This window comes from Motiliproteus sediminis (assembly GCF_017912535.1).
GTDB classification, from domain to species: Bacteria; Pseudomonadota; Gammaproteobacteria; order Pseudomonadales; family Balneatricaceae; genus Motiliproteus; species Motiliproteus sediminis.
In genome coordinates this window covers 1-17,295 of record NZ_JAERQK010000013.1, presented here as the reverse complement: position 1 = coordinate 17,295, position 17,295 = coordinate 1, and the positions used below count along the sequence as shown (strand labels likewise).

17 protein-coding genes and 1 pseudogene are annotated in these 17,295 nt (G+C 61.5%); 11 read left to right on the top strand and 7 right to left on the bottom strand.

The features are described 5' to 3' along the window. Positions 1–38 precede the first annotated feature (38 nt). The 6 genes from JJQ76_RS16825 to tkt form a co-directional block, all read right to left on the bottom strand. Positions 39–269 (bottom strand): flavodoxin family protein, encoded by a 231-nt coding sequence (locus tag JJQ76_RS16825; protein ID WP_343232553.1) that lies wholly within the window; start codon positions 267–269, stop codon positions 39–41. A 1-nt stretch (position 270) separates the two neighbouring features. After that, positions 271–1,209 carry an alpha/beta hydrolase gene (locus JJQ76_RS16820; protein WP_210398127.1) on the bottom strand — a complete coding sequence of 313 codons (939 nt, stop codon included), beginning with the start codon at positions 1,207–1,209 and terminating at the stop codon, positions 271–273. A gap of 232 nt (positions 1,210–1,441) precedes the next feature. Beyond that, positions 1,442–2,506 (bottom strand): class II fructose-bisphosphate aldolase, encoded by a 1,065-nt coding sequence (gene fba, locus JJQ76_RS16815; RefSeq protein ID WP_210398126.1) that lies wholly within the window; start codon positions 2,504–2,506, stop codon positions 1,442–1,444. 51 nt (positions 2,507–2,557) lie between these two features. After that, complete coding sequence (locus tag JJQ76_RS16810; RefSeq protein WP_210398125.1) at positions 2,558–3,721, bottom strand: phosphoglycerate kinase; 1,164 nt, start codon at positions 3,719–3,721, stop codon at positions 2,558–2,560. Between the two features lie 36 nt (positions 3,722–3,757). Then, a complete protein-coding gene (locus JJQ76_RS16805; RefSeq protein ID WP_210398124.1) occupies positions 3,758–4,792 on the bottom strand; it encodes a type I glyceraldehyde-3-phosphate dehydrogenase in 1,035 nt (344 codons plus the stop codon). Positions 4,793–4,839: 47 nt separating this feature from the next. Beyond that, complete coding sequence (gene tkt / locus JJQ76_RS16800) at positions 4,840–6,834, bottom strand: transketolase (RefSeq protein WP_210398123.1); 1,995 nt, start codon at positions 6,832–6,834, stop codon at positions 4,840–4,842. A gap of 448 nt (positions 6,835–7,282) precedes the next feature. Between tkt and metK the strand changes: the two genes are divergently transcribed. The 5 genes from metK (at position 7,283) to JJQ76_RS16775 (ending at position 11,930) form a co-directional block, all read left to right on the top strand. Then, positions 7,283–8,443 (top strand): methionine adenosyltransferase, encoded by a 1,161-nt coding sequence (gene metK, locus JJQ76_RS16795; RefSeq protein WP_210398122.1) that lies wholly within the window; start codon positions 7,283–7,285, stop codon positions 8,441–8,443. A 51-nt stretch (positions 8,444–8,494) separates the two neighbouring features. After that, positions 8,495–9,223 (top strand): 16S rRNA (uracil(1498)-N(3))-methyltransferase, encoded by a 729-nt coding sequence (locus JJQ76_RS16790; RefSeq protein ID WP_210398121.1) that lies wholly within the window; start codon positions 8,495–8,497, stop codon positions 9,221–9,223. A gap of 129 nt (positions 9,224–9,352) precedes the next feature. Next, positions 9,353–10,309, top strand: coding sequence for a glutathione synthase (gene gshB, locus JJQ76_RS16785; RefSeq protein WP_210398120.1), 957 nt, complete (start codon positions 9,353–9,355; stop codon positions 10,307–10,309). 6 nt (positions 10,310–10,315) lie between these two features. After that, positions 10,316–11,269, top strand: a complete 954-nt coding sequence (locus JJQ76_RS16780; protein WP_210398119.1) for an energy transducer TonB — start codon at positions 10,316–10,318, stop codon at positions 11,267–11,269. Positions 11,270–11,333: 64 nt separating this feature from the next. Beyond that, on the top strand, positions 11,334–11,930 hold the full coding sequence (locus tag JJQ76_RS16775) for a DUF5610 domain-containing protein (RefSeq protein WP_210398118.1): 597 nt from the start codon (positions 11,334–11,336) through the stop codon (positions 11,928–11,930). Here JJQ76_RS16775 and JJQ76_RS16770 read toward each other — a convergent pair whose 3' ends face one another. Next, the gene (locus JJQ76_RS16770; protein WP_210398117.1) at positions 11,931–12,851 is read right to left on the bottom strand and encodes a response regulator; all 921 of its coding nucleotides are present in this window, start codon (positions 12,849–12,851) and stop codon (positions 11,931–11,933) included. A 136-nt stretch (positions 12,852–12,987) separates the two neighbouring features. Here JJQ76_RS16770 and JJQ76_RS16765 point away from each other — a divergent pair, with 136 nt between their 5' ends. The 6 genes and pseudogenes from JJQ76_RS16765 to JJQ76_RS16740 form a co-directional block, all read left to right on the top strand. After that, positions 12,988–13,563, top strand: coding sequence for a YqgE/AlgH family protein (locus JJQ76_RS16765; protein ID WP_246481087.1), 576 nt, complete (start codon positions 12,988–12,990; stop codon positions 13,561–13,563). Positions 13,564–13,597: 34 nt separating this feature from the next. Then, positions 13,598–14,038 (top strand): Holliday junction resolvase RuvX, encoded by a 441-nt coding sequence (gene ruvX, locus JJQ76_RS16760; protein WP_210398116.1) that lies wholly within the window; start codon positions 13,598–13,600, stop codon positions 14,036–14,038. Continuing rightward, a complete protein-coding gene (gene pyrR / locus JJQ76_RS16755) occupies positions 14,038–14,544 on the top strand; it encodes a bifunctional pyr operon transcriptional regulator/uracil phosphoribosyltransferase PyrR (RefSeq protein WP_210398115.1) in 507 nt (168 codons plus the stop codon). Before ruvX ends, pyrR begins: the two co-directional genes overlap by 1 nt. A 33-nt stretch (positions 14,545–14,577) precedes the next feature. Then, complete coding sequence (locus tag JJQ76_RS16750) at positions 14,578–15,555, top strand: aspartate carbamoyltransferase catalytic subunit (RefSeq protein WP_210398114.1); 978 nt, start codon at positions 14,578–14,580, stop codon at positions 15,553–15,555. A 25-nt stretch (positions 15,556–15,580) separates the two neighbouring features. After that, positions 15,581–16,855 (top strand): dihydroorotase, encoded by a 1,275-nt coding sequence (locus JJQ76_RS16745; RefSeq protein WP_210398113.1) that lies wholly within the window; start codon positions 15,581–15,583, stop codon positions 16,853–16,855. 104 nt (positions 16,856–16,959) lie between these two features. Next, positions 16,960–17,295, top strand: a pseudogene (locus tag JJQ76_RS16740) (IS3 family transposase); the annotation flags it as partial.

Here is a 17,295-nt window from a genome sequence, read left to right as displayed (position 1 = left end):
ACCTAAAGATACGGCAACATATTTTCCAGATTAAATGCTTATAAGGAAAAAAAATCCTTCAGCCGGCCCGCCATGTATCCAAAGTTTTCGGTGGTGCCGAGGGCGATGGCATCGGCAGCGAGCACATCTTCCGGGCCGGCCTCCAGTGGCGCTTTCACCACCAGCTCGACACTGCCGATATCTGGGTGACGGGCTCCCTCGATCACCGCGTCGCGCAGCTGTTCGGTATTGGGCGAGGGGCAGTGTGCGATCAGCAGCAGGGTAGGCAATTCAGCACTCCTGGTCTTTGTTTCGCGGCCAGTGATGATCAATCCACTCAAGGTAGTGTTGGCGGATGGTGTCTGATTCGTTGGCCAGTTGGTGACGGGCTTCAGGAATTCGTAACAGTTCCATGGTCGGGTATTTCTCCCGCAGCACGCCGAGGTTGTAGGCCCAGTCGACGGTATCGTCAGCTTCGCCCTGAATGACCAGAGGTGAGCGCTCACTTGGTGGCAGCGCCAGGAACTTCGGGATCCACTGCTTGAGTGCGCCGATCCAGCGGGCGCTGATGATCTGCGCCTGCAGCGGGTCGGCCTTGAGGAACGCGACAAAGTCGGGATCGTTGCTGTTGTCGCTGAACTTGCGTGGCACGCTGGCGGTAAAGCGCCCCAGCACGCGGTGAGTCATATCGACAATACGCCAGCGGGCAGCGCGTACCAACGGCGCCAACAGGATGATCTGGCCGATATGGTCGGGGTCGTTCTTCAGCAGGTAGTGGTTGAGGATCGCGGCGCCGGTGCTCTGCCCCAAGAGGTGCAGTGGTTTAGGCAGGCCCCAGTGGTCGAGTTGTGTTAGCAGAGCGGTAAGCACCTGCTGGTAGTGACGGAAGCTGTCGATCTCGGCGCGCGGCCCGCTGGAGAGCCCGTGGCCGGGGAGGTCAAAGCAGACCACGGCCAGATTGCGCTCTAGGCCGTAGCGAATCAAATGACCGTAGAGGCCGTGGTGATCCAGATAGCCGTGCACGATCAGCAGGGTGGCGGCAGGGGATGGCGGGGTCCAGCGATGCACCGCGATCCGATCCTTGTGGGTGGTGAGGTAGCCCAGTTGCTGGCTGATTCCGGTTACGTTGCAAGGCAGTCGGTAGAAGTGGCAGAACGGCTCCAGTTCGGCCGGGTTTGGCTGCCCGAGTGGCGGCAGTTGGTTGATCAGGCTACTGGGGTCGAAGCTCATGGGCCTCCCGGTTTGCATCTATGGCATCCATGTGTGTGTGGTACAGGCATCATTACTATCACATATGTTGCGTATGCTGCATGGCGTTACTATCACATATGTTGCGTATGCTGCATGGCGTTGTCTGCGGGACGTCCGAATCGCCTTGCTGAACTCGGTAAGCTTCAGATCTCAAACACAAAAAAGGCGGTACCAGGTACCGCCTTCTGATAGTAGCAGAGCCGCGTCCTGCTTAGTTGATCTTCGGATCCAGCTCGCCGGAGAGGTAACGCTCGGTCATCGCTTCCAGTGAGATTGCCTTGATCTTGCTGGCGTTACCGGCGGTACCAAAGGCCTCGTAACGCGCGGCGGCGATATCGGCCATGGCGGTGATGGTTTCCTTCAGGTATTTGCGCGGATCGAACTCGGCCTGATTATGGGCCATAAAGCGACGGATAGAGCCGGTAGAGGCCAGCCGCAGGTCAGTATCAATGTTGACCTTGCGCACCCCGTGCTTGATCCCTTCGACGATCTGCTCCACCGGCACGCCGTAGGTTTCCGGCATGTTGCCGCCGAACTCGTTGATCACCGCCAGCCACTCCTGCGGCACGCTGGAGGAGCCGTGCATCACCAGGTGGGTGTTGGGCAGGCGCTGGTGGATCTTCTTGATGGTGTCGATGGAGAGCACGTCGCCGGTGGGCGGGCGGGTAAACTTGTAGGCGCCGTGGCTGGTGCCGCAGGCGATCGCCAGTGCGTCACAGCCGGTCTTGTTGACGAAGTCGGCGGCTTCATCGGGATCGGTCAGCATCTGGTCGTGGGACAGGGTGCCTTCGGCACCGATGCCGTCCTCTTCACCTGCCTGGCCGGTTTCGAGTGAACCCAGGCAGCCGAGTTCGCCCTCGACGGAAACACCGCAGGCGTGGGCCATTTCGACGGTACGGCGGGTGACGTCAACGTTGTAGTCGTAGCTGGAAGGGGTCTTGCCGTCTTCCATCAGTGAGCCGTCCATCATCACCGAGCTGAAGCCCAGCTGGATGGAGCGCTGGCATACCGCCGGCGAGGTGCCGTGATCCTGGTGCATACAGACCGGGATATGGGGGAACTCTTCGATCGCTGCCAGGATCATGTGCTTGAGGAAGTTGGAGCCGGCGTACTTGCGCGCCCCGGCAGAGGCTTGCACGATTACCGGGCTGTCGGTCTTGTCGGCCGCTTCCATGATGGCGCGCATCTGCTCAAGGTTGTTGACGTTGAACGCCGGGATGCCGTAACCGAATTCCGCTGCGTGGTCGAGCAGCTGTCGCATGCTGATTAGAGCCATGTTCGTCTCTCTTTTTATGTCTGCTTCAGGCCGGGAGTCCCGGCCGTTGTATTAACCTTGTGCCCGCTGTTCCAGAATAGCCACTGCCGGCAGCACTTTGCCCTCAACGAACTCGAGAAAAGCGCCTCCTCCGGTAGAAATGTAGGACACTTGCTCGGCGATGTCGTACTTGTCCACTGCTGCCAGGGTGTCGCCACCACCGGCGATGGAGAAGCCGGTGCTCTTGGCGATCGCCAGCGACAGCGCCTTGGTGCCTTCGCCGAACTGGTCAAACTCGAACACGCCCACGGGGCCGTTCCAGATGATGGTGCGGGATTGGCCCAGCAGCTCGGCCAGACGGGCGGCGGTTTCAGGGCCGACATCCAGAATCATCTCGTCGTCCGCAACCTCGCTCACTGGCTTGATCACCGCTTCGGCGGCTTCGGAGAACTCGGTGGCCACGACTACGTCGGTGGGCAGCGGGATACTGGTTTTTGCCATCAGCGCCTTGGCCTGGTCGATCAGGTCGGCCTCGTACAGGGACTTGCCCACCGGGTAACCGGCCGCGGCCAGGAAGGTGTTGGCAATGCCGCCACCGACGATCAACTGGTCGACCTTGTCGGACAGCGCTTCCAGTACCGTCAGCTTGGTCGACACCTTGGAGCCGCCGACGATGGCCGCCATTGGCCGCTCGGGGTTATCCAGCGCGCGGGCCAGAGCGTCCAGTTCGTTGGCCAGCAGCGGGCCGGCGCAGGCAACGGGCGCAAACTTGGCCACGCCGTGGGTAGAGGCCTGCGCGCGGTGGGCGGTACCGAAGGCGTCCATCACGAACACGTCGCACAGGGCCGCCATCATTTGCGCCAGCTCGTCGGCGTTCTTTTTCTCTCCGACGTTGAAGCGCACGTTTTCCAGCAGTACCAGCTGGTCTTCGGCTACCTCGACCCCCTCAAGCCACTCTTTCTGCAGCGGCACGGTGCGGCCCAGCAGCTTGGACAGATGGGCGGCGACGGGGGCCAGCGAGTAGCTGTCGTCATACTCGCCTTCACTGGGGCGGCCGAGGTGTGACATCACCATTACCCGCGCACCCGCCTTGAGGGCGAACTCGATGGTGGGCAGGGCGGCACGGATGCGTGCATCGCTGGTGACGACACCGTCTTTTACCGGCACGTTGAGGTCTTCGCGGATCAGCACGCGCTTGCCGCGCAGATCCAGGTCGGTCATCTTCAGTACACTCATGGACGTATCCTTGTAGTACTCGTCGTTAGTAAAAGGTTAAGAATTCGGACCGCCCTCGGGCAGCGCGGGCCAGCAGAGGGCCACATCCAGCATCCGGTTGGCAAAGGCCCATTCGTTGTCGAACCAGCACAGAATCTTGACCAGATTGCCGCCGCTGACGCGGGTCTGGGTGCCGTCGACGATGCCGGAGCGGGAGTCGGTGTTGAAGTCTACCGAAGCGTGGGGCTCTTCGGTATAGCCCAAAAGTCCTTTGAGTGCGCCCGCGGCGGCGCTTCTGAACAGGGCGTTGAGCGTGGCAGCGTCGGTATCGGCGGCCAGCTCCAGTGACAGGTCCATCAATGACACGTTGATGGTGGGCACCCGCAGATGGACGCACTCGAACCGCCCCGCCAGCTGTGGCAGCAAGCGGTCGATGCCGCGACCGAGGCCAGTGTCCACCGGGATGATCGAGTGCAGTGCGCTGCGGGTGAGGCGCAGGTTGGTGTGGTGGTAACTGTCGATCACCGGCTGATCGTTCATCGCCGAGTGGATGGTGGTGGTGACCCCTTTGACGATGCCGAACTCGCGCTGCAGCAGGTCCAGCAGCGGTACTACGCAGTTGGTGGTGCAGGAAGCGTTGGAGACGATGCGGTGATCGGCACGCAGGCGCTGATGGTTGAAGCCGTAAACGATGGTGGCGTCTACCTCCGCCGATGCCGGTTGTGAGAACAGCAGCCGTCCGGCACCGGCGGCCAGGTGGAGCTCGGCGGTGGCAACGTCGTTGAAGGCGCCGGAGCACTCCAGTACCAGATCCACCCCCAGTTCGCCCCAGGGAAGGCGGTCGGGATCGGCTTCGTTGAGCAGGCGGATGCGGTCGCCGTCGATCAGCAGGTGCTGGCCATTGCGCTCCACCGGCAGCGGGAAGCGACCGTGGGTGGTGTCATAACGGGTCAGGTAGGCGATGGTGTCGATGTCGGTCAGTTCGTTGATCGCCACCACGCGAATGTCACGATCACGATAGCGGCTGTAGAGCGCACGCAGCACGCTCTGACCGATGCGTCCGTAACCGTTGATCGCGACCCTGAGGCTCATAGAAGCGGTGCCATCACCGCCGCCGGGCTGGCCCGGCGGCGAGTGAATTACAGCAGTTCCTGCGTCTGGACAACCAGGTTGTCGACGGTAAAGCCGAACAGCTTGAACAGCTCACCGGCCGGTGCCGACTCGCCGAAGCGGGTCATGCCGACGATACGGCCGTTGAGACCTACGTACTTGTACCAGTAGTCGGCGTGGGCGGCTTCGATCGCTACGCGTGCGGTCACGCTGGAGGGCAATACCGACTCGCGGTAGTCATTGGACTGGGCTTCAAACAGCTCGGCGCAGGGCATGGAGACCACGCGCACCTGCTTGCCGTCAGCCGCCAGCTGTTCGGCCGCTTCCACCGCCAATGCCACTTCGGAACCGGTGGCGATGATGATCGCCTGCGGTTCGCCCTGACAATCACGCAGTACGTAACCGCCGCGAGCGATATTGGCCAGCTTCTGTTCGCAACGTTCCTGGTGAGGCAGGTTCTGGCGCGAGAAGATCAGCGCGCTGGGACCGTCGACGCGTTCGATGGCGGACTTCCAGGCCACCGCGGATTCGACCGCGTCACAGGGGCGCCAGGTGTGCAGATTGGGCGTGCTGCGCAGGTTGGCGATCTGCTCGATCGGCTGGTGGGTCGGGCCGTCTTCGCCGAGGCCGATGGAGTCGTGGGTGTAGACGAAGATCGCACGCTGCTTCATCAGTGACGCCATCCGCACTGCGTTGCGGGCGTACTCCATGAATACCAGGAAGGTGGCGCCGTAGGGGATGAACCCGCCGTGCAGGGCCAGACCGTTCATGATCGCGGACATGCCGAACTCGCGCACGCCGTAGAACAGGTAGTTGCCATCGCTTTCCGTTTTGCTGATCCCCTTGCAGCCGGACCACAGGGTCAGGTTGGAACCGGCAAGATCCGCGGAACCGCCGAGCAGTTCCGGCAGCAGCGGGCCAAAGGCGTTGAGGGTGTTCTGCGACGCCTTGCGGCTGGCGACGGTATCACCCTTGGCCTGCACCTCTTCGATGTAGGCTTGCGCCTTGGCGTTGAAATCGTCCGGCAGATCGCCGCTGATGCGACGCAGGAATTCGTTTGCCAGTTCCGGGTGGGCTTCGCTGTAGGCGGCGAACAGGTCGTTCCAGCTGTTCTCTTCCATGCAGCCCTGGTCTTTGGCGTCCCACTCGGCGTAGATCTCGGCCGGTACTTCAAAGGCGGGATGGTCCCAGCCCAGAGCGGCGCGGGTCAGGGCAATTTCGTCGTCACCCAGCGGTGCGCCGTGACAGTCCTCTTTGCCCTGCTTGTTGGGAGAGCCAAAGCCGATCACGGTCTTGCAGCAGATCAGGGTGGGTTGGTCGGGGTTGGCGCGCGCGGCATCGATGGCGGCTTCGATGGCGTCGGCATCGTGACCGTCAACGGCGGGGATCACCTGCCAGCCATAGGATTCGAAGCGTTTGGGGGTGTCGTCGGTAAACCAGCCCTCGACTTCGCCGTCGATGGAGATGCCGTTGTCGTCGTAGAAGGCGATTAGCTTGCCCAGACCCAGAGTACCGGCGAGGGAGCAGACCTCGTGCGAGATCCCTTCCATCAGGCAGCCGTCGCCGAGGAAGGCGTAGGTGTAGTGGTTGACCACTTCAAAGCCGTCACGGTTGAACTGACCGGCCAGCGCTTTTTCAGCGATCGCCATGCCCACCGCGTTGGCGATGCCCTGGCCCAGCGGGCCGGTGGTGGTTTCAATGCCGGGCGCGTAGCCGTATTCCGGGTGCCCGGCGGTCTTGCTGTGCAGCTGACGGAAGTTCTTCAGGTCGTCGATGCTGAGGTCGTAGCCGGACAGGTGCAGCAGCGAGTAGTGCAACATCGAACCGTGGCCGTTGGAGAGAATGAAGCGGTCGCGGTTGAACCACTGCGGGTTGCCGGGGTTATGACTCAGGTAGCCGTTCCAGAGGACTTCGGCGATGTCGGCCATGCCCATGGGGGCACCGGGATGGCCGGATTTGGCACGCTGAACTGCATCCATACTCAGGGCACGAATGGCGTTGGCAAGTTCTCTGCGAGACGGCATTGAGATTACTCCTGGGCTATAACCCGATAGTTCTGAATAGGGGGTTCGGGGCGGTTCGACGGGGTTGCGGCGGCCATGCGTTGAAGTCGCTCGTCAGGGTCGAATAGCACCGTGGCAAAAAATAGGCGCGTATTGTCTCGCACTCGTCAGTTGGCTTCAAACAACTGGGCAAAAAAAGTCTCAAATTGAGAGAATTTCAATTCCAAACGCCGATTTTTCACTCCGCCCGGTGGGAAAAGTGACTTCAGAACATGCGGCGGCGGCGGATTCTCGCTATCATTGCGCCTCTGAATTTCGTCAAGGCTTTCCCATCCTGAGGTTTGGCCGCTGCAGCGACATCCGGTGTGGTTGTTCGCGCTTCGCCTCGCGACGAGTGTTCTTGGTAATTAAGTCACTGTTTTTAAAACTTTGATTTTTAAAACATTCAATTATTAAGGCAAGCTATCTTATGAGTGCTTATTCCCTGTTTACCTCCGAGTCCGTGTCCGAAGGGCATCCGGACAAAATGGCCGACCAGATCTCCGACGCGATTCTGGACGCAATCCTCACCGATGACCCCAACTCCCGCGTTGCCGTGGAGACCATGGTCAAGACCGGGATGGCGATTGTGGCTGGTGAGGTACGCACCTCCACCTACGTCGATCTTGAAGATATTGTCCGCCAAGTGATTCTCGATATCGGTTACACCAGCTCCGACGTGGGCTTTGACGGCGCCTCCTGCGCCGTGATCAACGCCATCGGCAAGCAGTCGGTTGATATCGCCGTGGGCGTTGACGAGGCGGACGACAAGGATCTGGGGGCAGGCGACCAGGGGTTGATGTTCGGTTACGCCACCAACGAAACCGAGGTGCTGATGCCGGCACCTATCTACTACTCCCACCGGCTGGTGGAACGTCAGGCGCAGCTGCGCAAGAGCGGCGTACTGCCCTGGCTGCGCCCCGATGCCAAGTCTCAGGTCACCCTGCGCTACGAAAATGGCAAGCCGGTGGCGGTAGATGCCGTGGTTCTTTCGACCCAGCACGCGCCCAACGTCGCCCAGAGTGATATCCGCGAAGCGGTGCGTGAAGAGATCATCCAGCATGTGCTGCCGGCCGAATGGTTGCACGCCGATACCCAGTACCACATCAACCCCACCGGCCAGTTCATTATCGGTGGCCCGATGGGTGACTGCGGTCTGACCGGGCGCAAGATCATCGTTGATACCTACGGCGGCATGGCCCACCATGGTGGCGGCGCGTTCTCCGGCAAGGACCCCTCCAAGGTGGACCGTTCGGCCGCTTACGCCGGTCGTTACGTGGCCAAGAATATCGTTGCTGCCGGTCTGGCGGACCGCTGCGAGATCCAGGTTTCCTACGCCATCGGCGTGGCTGAGCCCACCTCCATCAGCGTCAACACCTTTGGTACCGGCAAGCTCAGTGATGAAGAGATCGTCAAGCTAGTGCGTGAGCACTTCGACCTGCGTCCCCGCGGCCTGATTGAGATGCTCGACCTCAAGCGCCCGATCTATCGGGCCACGGCGGCCTATGGCCACTTTGGTCGCGAGGAGCCGAACTTCACTTGGGAACGTACCGATAAAGCCGACGCCCTGAAGAAGGCGGCCGGTCTGTAACCCGCACGGGGCGCCTGCCGGCGCCCCGTCCATACCCGCTGCGTAGCCGTCATGCGTATTCCCCGCGTCTATGAACCCCAGCCCCTGGCCAGTGGCGAACTGGTCCAGTTGAGCGACTTTGCCGCCCAGCACCTCGGTCGTGCGTTGCGTATGCAGTGTGGTGACGCGGTGAAGCTGTTTAACGGCGATGGGCAGGAGTTTGATGCCACCCTGGATGAAGTCGGCCGCAAGCGGGTGACGGCCCGTATCGGCAGCCCGCGTCAGCGTGCGGTGGAATCGCCCCTGCGTATTGAACTGGGGCAGGGGTTGAGTCGGGGCGAGCGAATGGATTACGCCGTGCAGAAGGCTACCGAACTGGGTGTGAGCGCTATCACCCCGATTCAGACCGAACGCTGTGAAGTGCGGCTCAAGGGCGACCGTGAGCAGAAGCGCACCCAGCACTGGCAATCGGTTGCAGTCAGCGCCGCCGAACAGAGCGGCCGGCTGCGGGTGCCCGAGGTGCGCGCGCCGCAAACGCTGGCTGACTGGCTGGCAACGGCGGATGCTGACCTCAAGCTGGTGTTGCACCCGGAGGCGCCGGCATCACTGCTGGATCTGCCTGCACCGCAATCGGTGGCCCTGCTGATTGGCCCGGAAGGTGGCCTGAGTGACGATGAGGTGGTGGCCGCGCAGGCGGCCGGCTTCAAGGCGCTGTCGCTTGGCCCGCGCGTGCTGCGGACCGAAACCGCGCCGGTGGCGGCGCTGACCCTGCTGCAGTACCTCTGGGGCGACCTGCGCTAGCGGCATTGTTGCTGCGAGGGAATCCTGCGGCGCTGACTTTCACTGCTGATTGCAACTGGATCATCTTTTTGGCGGTCTGCTACTATGTGGCCGCTTTACCCATTTCCTTTTGCTTCAGGAACCAGCGCAATGAGCCTCAAGGTTGGCGTGGTGATGGACCCGATCGAGTCCATCCATTACAAGAAAGACAGCACGTTGGCGATGCTGTGGGCCGCCGAGGAGCGCGGCTGGTCGCTGTTCTATATGGAGCAGCGGGGGCTTTATTCGCGCGATGGCGTGGCGATGGGGCGGATGGCGCCGCTTGCGGCCAGGCGTGACCCCAATAACTGGTTCGAGCGTGGTGACTATCGCGATTCGCCGCTGGCGGAGCTGGACGTGATCCTGATGCGCAAGGACCCGCCCTTCGATAATGAGTTTATCTACAGCACCTATCTGCTGGAGCAGGCCGAGCGCCAGGGCACCCTGATCGTCAACCGCTGCCAGAGCCTGCGTGACTGCAATGAGAAGCTGTTCGCCACCCAGTTTCCGCAGTGTTGCCCGCCGGTACTGGTGGCACGTGATCCGGTGCTGCTCAAAGCGTTTTATGCTGAGCAGGGGGATGTGATCTTCAAGCCGCTGGACGGCATGGGCGGGGCGTCGATCTTCAGGGTCAAGCCGGGCGATTCCAACCTGGGCGTCATTCTGGAAACCCTCACCCATCATGGCACCCACCAGATCATGGCGCAGAAGTTCATTCCTGAAATCAGCGCCGGAGACAAGCGCATTCTGGTGATCGATGGTGAGCCGGTGGACTACTGTCTGGCCCGAATTCCGCAAGGTGGCGAAACCAGAGGCAATCTGGCCGCCGGTGGCCGTGGCGAGGGGCGCCCGCTTAGCGAGCGCGATCGCTGGATCGTGGCGCAGGTGGCGCCGACCCTGAAAGAGAAGGGGTTGCTGTTTGTAGGCCTTGATGTGATCGGTGACTACCTCACCGAGATCAACGTCACCAGTCCCACCTGCATCCGCGAGCTCAACGATCAATTTGGCCTCGATATCGCCGGCCAGTTGATGGATGTGATCGCCGCGCGCGTGGCGGACGGGCGTTAAGCGCCGATGAGTGTGGCGGCCGCCCCCCATGTATCGCCGAGCGACCGCCTCGGTTTCACCCTGTTTCTGGCGGTGGTGATCCACGCCATCCTGATTCTTGGCGTGGTGTTCAAGGTGGACGAGCCGCCGCGGGTGGAGCAGACCCTTGAAGTGACGCTGGCCAGTTTTCGTAGCGACAAAGCACCGGACCAGGCCGATTTTATTGCCCAGCACAATCAGCAGGGCAGCGGTGACTTGGAAGAGCGACAGGCGCCCAGTACCCGCGAAGTTGCGGTTTTTCAGGACAATGAATCCAAGCCTCTGGCCGCGCAGCAGCAGCCGGTGATCGCGGAGCGGATGGCGATCAATCCACGCCCGGCACCCCCGGCGGAAACTCTTGCCGACCCCGAGCAGCGGCGCCAGGCGCGGGTTGAGCAGCCGCAGGAGCTGATCAGCAGTGTAAACCAGCGGGCCCGCGCTGAACTGCAGGATCTGCAACCCACGCCGGAGGCCGCGGCACCACCGGCCACCGGCGTGGCGACTTCGCTGTTGGCGCGCAGTCTGGAGATTGCAGCGCTGGAAGCAAAAATGGACCTCTATTCCCAGACCCGTGCGCGCCAGCCTAAAATCCGCCGGCTCTACTCCGCCTCTACCCGGGAATCCTTTGATGCGATCTACCTTGATGCCTGGCGCCGCAAAGTGGAGCGGGTTGGTAATCTGAACTACCCGGAAGAAGCTCATCGCCGCCGCCTGTATGGCAACCTGAGGCTGCTGGTGGTAATCCGTCCTGACGGCGAGCTGGACCGGGTTGAAGTGCTCAAATCTTCCGGCCACAAGGTGCTCGACGATGCCGCCCGCCGCATCGTCAAACTGTCCGCCCCCTTTGCGCCTTTTCCGCCCGAACTGCGGCGTCAGGCGGATCTGGTGGAGATTATTCGAACCTGGAAGTTCGAGAAGGCGCGTTTCGGCGTTAACGGCTAGCCGCCGACGTGGCTGGCAAGGATTATACTCAGGGTAACCCCGCGGATGCGGAAGGAGGTTGCCCATGGCAATCGATACCCTGGGAAGTTCAACGCTGCCCCCCTCGCAGTCGTCCAATGCCCGTGCGAAACAGACTCCGGCAAGTGACCGCGCGTCGTTGCAAGCGGCGCAGCAGCGTCAGATCCTTGTGGCTCAGGAGAACGTCACTATTCGCAGTGGCGATCAGTCTCTGCAACTGACCCTGCGCGCAGCGATTGACGCCATCAACGAACGTCTGGCACCAACGCTGGGCGAGAACGCATTGCAGCAGGGAGTGGACAGCGGTCTGGACGTATCGCCCGAGGCGACCGCTGCTCGGATTGTTGCTCTCACCACGGGCCTGTTTACCCGGTTTCAGCAGGCCAATCCCAATCTTGATTCGGCACAACAAGCGGAGCGCTTTACTGCCATTTTGCGTGACGGCGTCGAGCAAGGCTTTGCCGAAGCGCGGGAGGTGCTTGATGGTTTGGGGGTGTTGCAGGGGGATATTGCCAGCAATATCGATCTGACCTACGACCTGGTGCAGCAAGGGCTGAATCAGTTTCTGGCCCGTTTCGATGGCAACAGCGGCGACAGTGGTGCGATAGCATCGAACGCTGGGGAGCCCGACTCCCCAACCTGATCAGGCGCCAGGCACGTACTTGCCGCTGGTGGTACCGCGGGCGATCATCTTGGACAGATAGGACAGCTTGGCTGGGTCCTGATCGACAATGTTGACGGTGACGTTGTAGATGCCGCTGTCAGGGCTCTGCTCGGCGGCTTGCAACTGATGAACGTAGGCGTTGATGCGGGCAATGTCGCCACCCTCGCCCTGTTGCAGGTCGATCACCACGGTTTCCAGCAGCGCCGGTACGCCGTCCTGGGTGCGACAGACCAGAGAGATCTGTTTGAGGCTCAGTCCTTTGATGATGCATTGGCTGACCACGCTACCAAAGCGGATATGGCCAGTCCCCTTGGCGGAGGCGATCTTGGGCAGTGCTGACGAGGCCGGTTGGGCGCTCTTGGCAGCCGGGGCGGCGGTCCCTCCCGTAAGTGCCGACATTCCGTCGCGAGGTGTGCTGCTGGCGGGGCTGGCAGCCGGACGGCCGCCGGTGAGCGCGGAGATCGAGTCTTTCGCCATGGCGCCGGCGGCCGTCGGGGCCTTGCCCATCAGCGCGCGCAGGTCATGACGCTTGCTCATCACCTTGATCACTTTGTTGAGCAGACTTTCGCTGGAGAACGGCTTGCCGATGTAGTCGGTAACGCCGGCCTGAATCGCTTCAACCACGTTCTCTTTGTCGCCGCGGCTGGTGACCATGACGAAGGGGACGTTGTTCTCTTGCTCCTTACGCAGCCAGGTCAGCAGTTCGATCCCCGACATCTCAGGCATCTCCCAGTCGCACAGGATCAGGTCGAAGGATTCTCGGTTGAGGAGTTGTTGCGCCTTGCGGCCGTGGATCGCTTCTTCGACTTCCATGCCGGGAAAACGCGCCCGCAGCGTTTTGCGAACCAGGTCGCGGATAAAGGCGGCGTCATCGACGACCAGAACTTTCAGTTTCGTCATGGGTACTCACGTCCGTGCAGTCAGCACTGAATCATAACCGACACGCTGGGCGCTGACCAGTTGAGCCCTTTTATCAGGGACAACAACCGGTGCTCCCGGCTTGTGCGAAATCTCTTTGGGGTCGATACTTGCGGCTATGCACGCTGATCTTCCCGACATGAACCTGCGCGACCATTTTCTGATCTCGATGCCGCATCTGGCGGATCAGAATTTCGTCCACACGTTGACCTACATCTGTGACCATAGCGAGCAGGGCGCCATGGGGTTGGTGATCAACCGTCCGATGGCGCTGACGCTGGAAGAGATCCTGGGCCACCTGGAGTTCGATACCCAGGGGTTGCGCGATCGCCAGGCACCGGTGTATGCCGGAGGGCCGGTGCAGACTGAGCGTGGCTTCGTGCTCCACAGTCCCACCGATCAATGCTGGAACTCCAGCTTCTCGATCCATGACCAGCTGTGTCTGACCACCTCGCTGGATGTGCTGCGAGCCATTGCCGGGGGCGGCGGGCCGAAGCATCACCTGATCGCCCTGGGTTACGCCGGCTGGGGAGCCGGGCAACTGGAGCGCGAAATCGGTGAGAACAGTTGGTTAAGTTGTCCCGCTGATTTAGATATAATCTTTGCCACTCAGGCTGAAGAACGCCTAGGAGCCGCTGCGTCAAAGCTGGGGGTGGATCTCAGTCTGCTGAGCAGCGAAACCGGGCACGCCTGAAACCTTACCACCCGATTCCTGGACGACAGCCCGTTTGATTCTTGCTTTTGATTTTGGAACCACACGCATCGGCGTTGCCGTCGGTCAGCCGGTGACTGCCACCGCCAATCCGCTTAATCCGATCAAGGCCCGCGATGGCGTGCCTGACTGGCAGGCCCTGGATCGTCTGATCAACGAGTGGCAGCCCGATGCGCTGGTGATCGGCCTGCCGTTGAACATGGACGGCTCGTTGTGCGATATGTCGCACCGGGCGCGTAAGTTTGCCAACCGCCTTGGCGCGCGATTCGAGCGGCCGGCTTACCTGGTGGACGAGCGCTTGACCAGCCACGAGGCCAAGGGGATCCATTTGTCCCGCGGTGGTGGCAATGACTTCAAGCAGGAATCGGTGGATGGGCTCGCGGCCCAGCTGATTCTCGAAAGCTGGTTTCGGGAAGCCGAACACCGATCCGCGCAGGATAAACTAGAGGACCGCTAATGCAGCTCGAAATTAACGTCGACGCCGTGCTGAACCGCATGGGCGAGGAGCTGGCCGCCCAGCTGAGCCAACGCGGCATCAGCCGGCCGATGCTGGTGGGGATTCGCTCCGGCGGGGTGTGGCTGGCCGAACGCCTGCATCGCCAGCTCGGTATAAGCGATCCGCTGGGGGTGCTCGATATCAGTTTTTATCGTGATGACTTCACCCGCGTCGGTCTCAATCCCAAGGTGCAGCCCTCGGCGCTGCCCTTTGCGACTGAAGGCCAGCACATCGTGCTGGTGGACGATGTGCTGATGACCGGGCGCACCGTGCGTGCGGCGCTGAACGAGCTGTTTGACTTCGGCCGGCCGGCGTCAGTCAGCCTGGTAGCGCTGGTGGATCTGAACGCCCGCGAGCTACCGATCCGTGCTGACATCATCGGTGAAACGCTGAGCCTCCAGCCGGGCCAGCAGGTCAAGCTGAATGGCCCTGACAACCTGATTCTGGAACTTCAGGATAAAGCCTGAACCCGTTAACCCGACTTTCGGATGCGCCGTGCAATGAACCAGTCCCGCTACGCCAACAGCGTACAACTCAACGACCAGGGCCAGCTGCGTCACTTTCTTACCCTTGAAGGGTTGGATCGTGAACTGTTGACCGAGATTCTCAATACCGCCGACTCCTTTGTCGATATGAGCGCCCAGTCGGTCAAGAAGGTACCGCTGCTGCGCGGCAAGACGGTAGTCAATCTGTTTTTCGAGAACAGCACCCGCACCCGCAGCACCTTTGAGCTGGCAGCCAAGCGGCTGTCGGCTGACGTGCTTAACCTGGATATCAAGTCTTCGGCCACCTCCAAGGGAGAAACCCTGCGTGACACCCTGTGGAATCTGCAGGCGATGGCCAGCGACATGTTTGTGGTGCGCCACTCCGATAGCGGCGCGGCGCATTTCATTGCCGAGCATGTGACTCCGGGGGTGGCGATCATCAATGCCGGTGACGGTCGCCACGCCCACCCCACCCAGGCGATGCTGGATATGGTTACCATTCGCCGCCACAAGGGCGACTTCTCCCAACTCAAGGTGGCGATCGTCGGCGACATCCTGCATTCGCGGGTGGCACGCTCGCAGATCCACGTGCTCAATACCCTCGGTGCCGGTGAGGTGCGGGTGGTGGGTCCGAAGACCCTGCTGCCAAAGTATATCGAAACCCTCGGCGTGACCGTGTGCTATGACCTCGACGAGGGGCTGCGCGACGTCGACGTGGTGATCATGCTGCGCTTGCAGACCGAGCGCATGGCCAGCGCGTTTCTGCCCAGTCAGGGCGAGTTCTACAAGCTCTATGGCCTCAGTCGCGAGCGCCTGGCGCTGGCCAAGCCGGACGCTATCGTGATGCATCCGGGACCGATTAATCGCGGCGTGGAGATCGAATCTGAAGTGGCCGATGGTTGCCAGTCGATGATTCTCAAACAGGTCGGCTACGGTGTTGCCACCCGGATGGCGGTGATGTCGATGGCCATGAGCGGACAAACCACCCAGTAAGCCCAGCAGCGAGACGAACGCACCGATGAACATTGCAATTACAGGCGGCCGGCTGATTGATCCGGCTAACCAGCTAGACGGGCTGACCGATCTGTTTCTGGCCGAGGGTAAAGTGGTGGCCGTGGGCGAGGCGCCGGCGGGATTTGTTGCCGAGCACACCCTGGATGCCGGCGGACAGATCGTCAGCCCCGGTTTTATCGACCTGCAGGCACACCTGCGTGAACCCGGTCTAACGCACAAGGGTACCATCGTTAGCGAAACCGCCGCCGCGGTAGCCGGCGGGGTGACCTCGCTATGCTGCCCGCCTTTAACCCAGCCGGTACTGGATACGCCAGCGGTGGCGCGGTTGATTCGTGATCGTGCGGAGGAGGCCGGCAATGCGCGGGTTCTGCCGCTGGCGGCGTTGACCCGTGGCCTTGAGGGCGAGCAGCTGAGCAACATGGTGGCCCTGCGCGACGCCGGTTGCGTCGCGGTCACCAATCTCGGTCAGTGGGTAAGCAACACCCAGACCCTGATTCGCTGCTGCGAATATGCTGCCACCCACAATCTGTTGCTGTTCGTGCGTGCTGAAGAGGGCAGTTTGTCCCAGGGCTGCGCCCATGACGGTGCCACCGCCATGCGCCTCGGTCTTGAGGGAATCAGTGAAGTGGCGGAAACAGTCGAGGTGGCGCGTTTTCTGTTAGTGGCGGAAGAGACCGGCGTGCGGCTCCACTTTGGCCAGCTCTCGTCACAGCGCTCGGCGGCCATGGTGCGGGATGCGCAGCAGCGCGGTTTGGCGGTTACCGCTGACGTGGCGGTCCATCACCTGCTGTTGTGTGACGAGGATCTTGACGGCTTTGACAGCCGCTATCACCTGCGCCCGCCGCTGCGCGGTGCGTTGGATCGCGCCGGCCTGCGCGAGGCGCTGGCAAGCGGAACGCTTGCGGCCTTGTGCTCGGATCATCAGCCCCACGAAGCTGCTGCCAAAGCGGCGCCCTTTGCGGCTACCGAGCCCGGCATGGCCGGTTTGGAAACCCTGCTGCCGCTGGGACTGCGCCTGGTTGAGCAGGGGGTGCTGACCTTGCCGCTACTGATCGAGCGGCTGACATCCGGCCCTGCAGGGGTTCTTGGCAGTGATCGTGGTCAACTGGCGGTAGGCGCGGATGCGGATATCTGTATCTTCGATCCCGCCGCCAGCTGGACGCTGAGTGAAGCATCCATGCGCTCGACCGGACGCAATACGCCGTTCATGGGCGAGCAGCTATGTGGCCGGGTGAGCTACACCCTGGTCGGTGGCCGGATAGTATTTGAGCGTGGCTAATCCACCACAGAAGGTAAAAAGGCCAGCTTTTGCTGGCCTTTTTTGCATCCATGTCCCGTCCTGAATAGCGTTGACACATTTCGATGAGTAAATCGGGAGGTGTTATGAAATCAAATGCTAAGCGCACCCAGCGCGACTATTCCCTTGCCTTTAAACTCGCTGTTGTCGATCAAGTGGAAGCGGGCGAGCTGACCTACAAGCAGGCTCAAAACCGCTACGGCATCCAAGGTCGCTCAACGGTATTGGTTTGGCTTCGCAAGCACGGCAGGCTAGATTGGTCTGGTGGAACATCCTTACCGGGCCAGCGGACCAGCACCATGTCAGACAAGCCGATAGAGCTTACTCCTGAGCAGCGGATCAAAGAGCTTGAGCAACAGCTCGCCGACACAAAGCTCAAAGCAGACTTCTTTGAAGCCGTCGTGGATGTGCTCAAGCGAGAG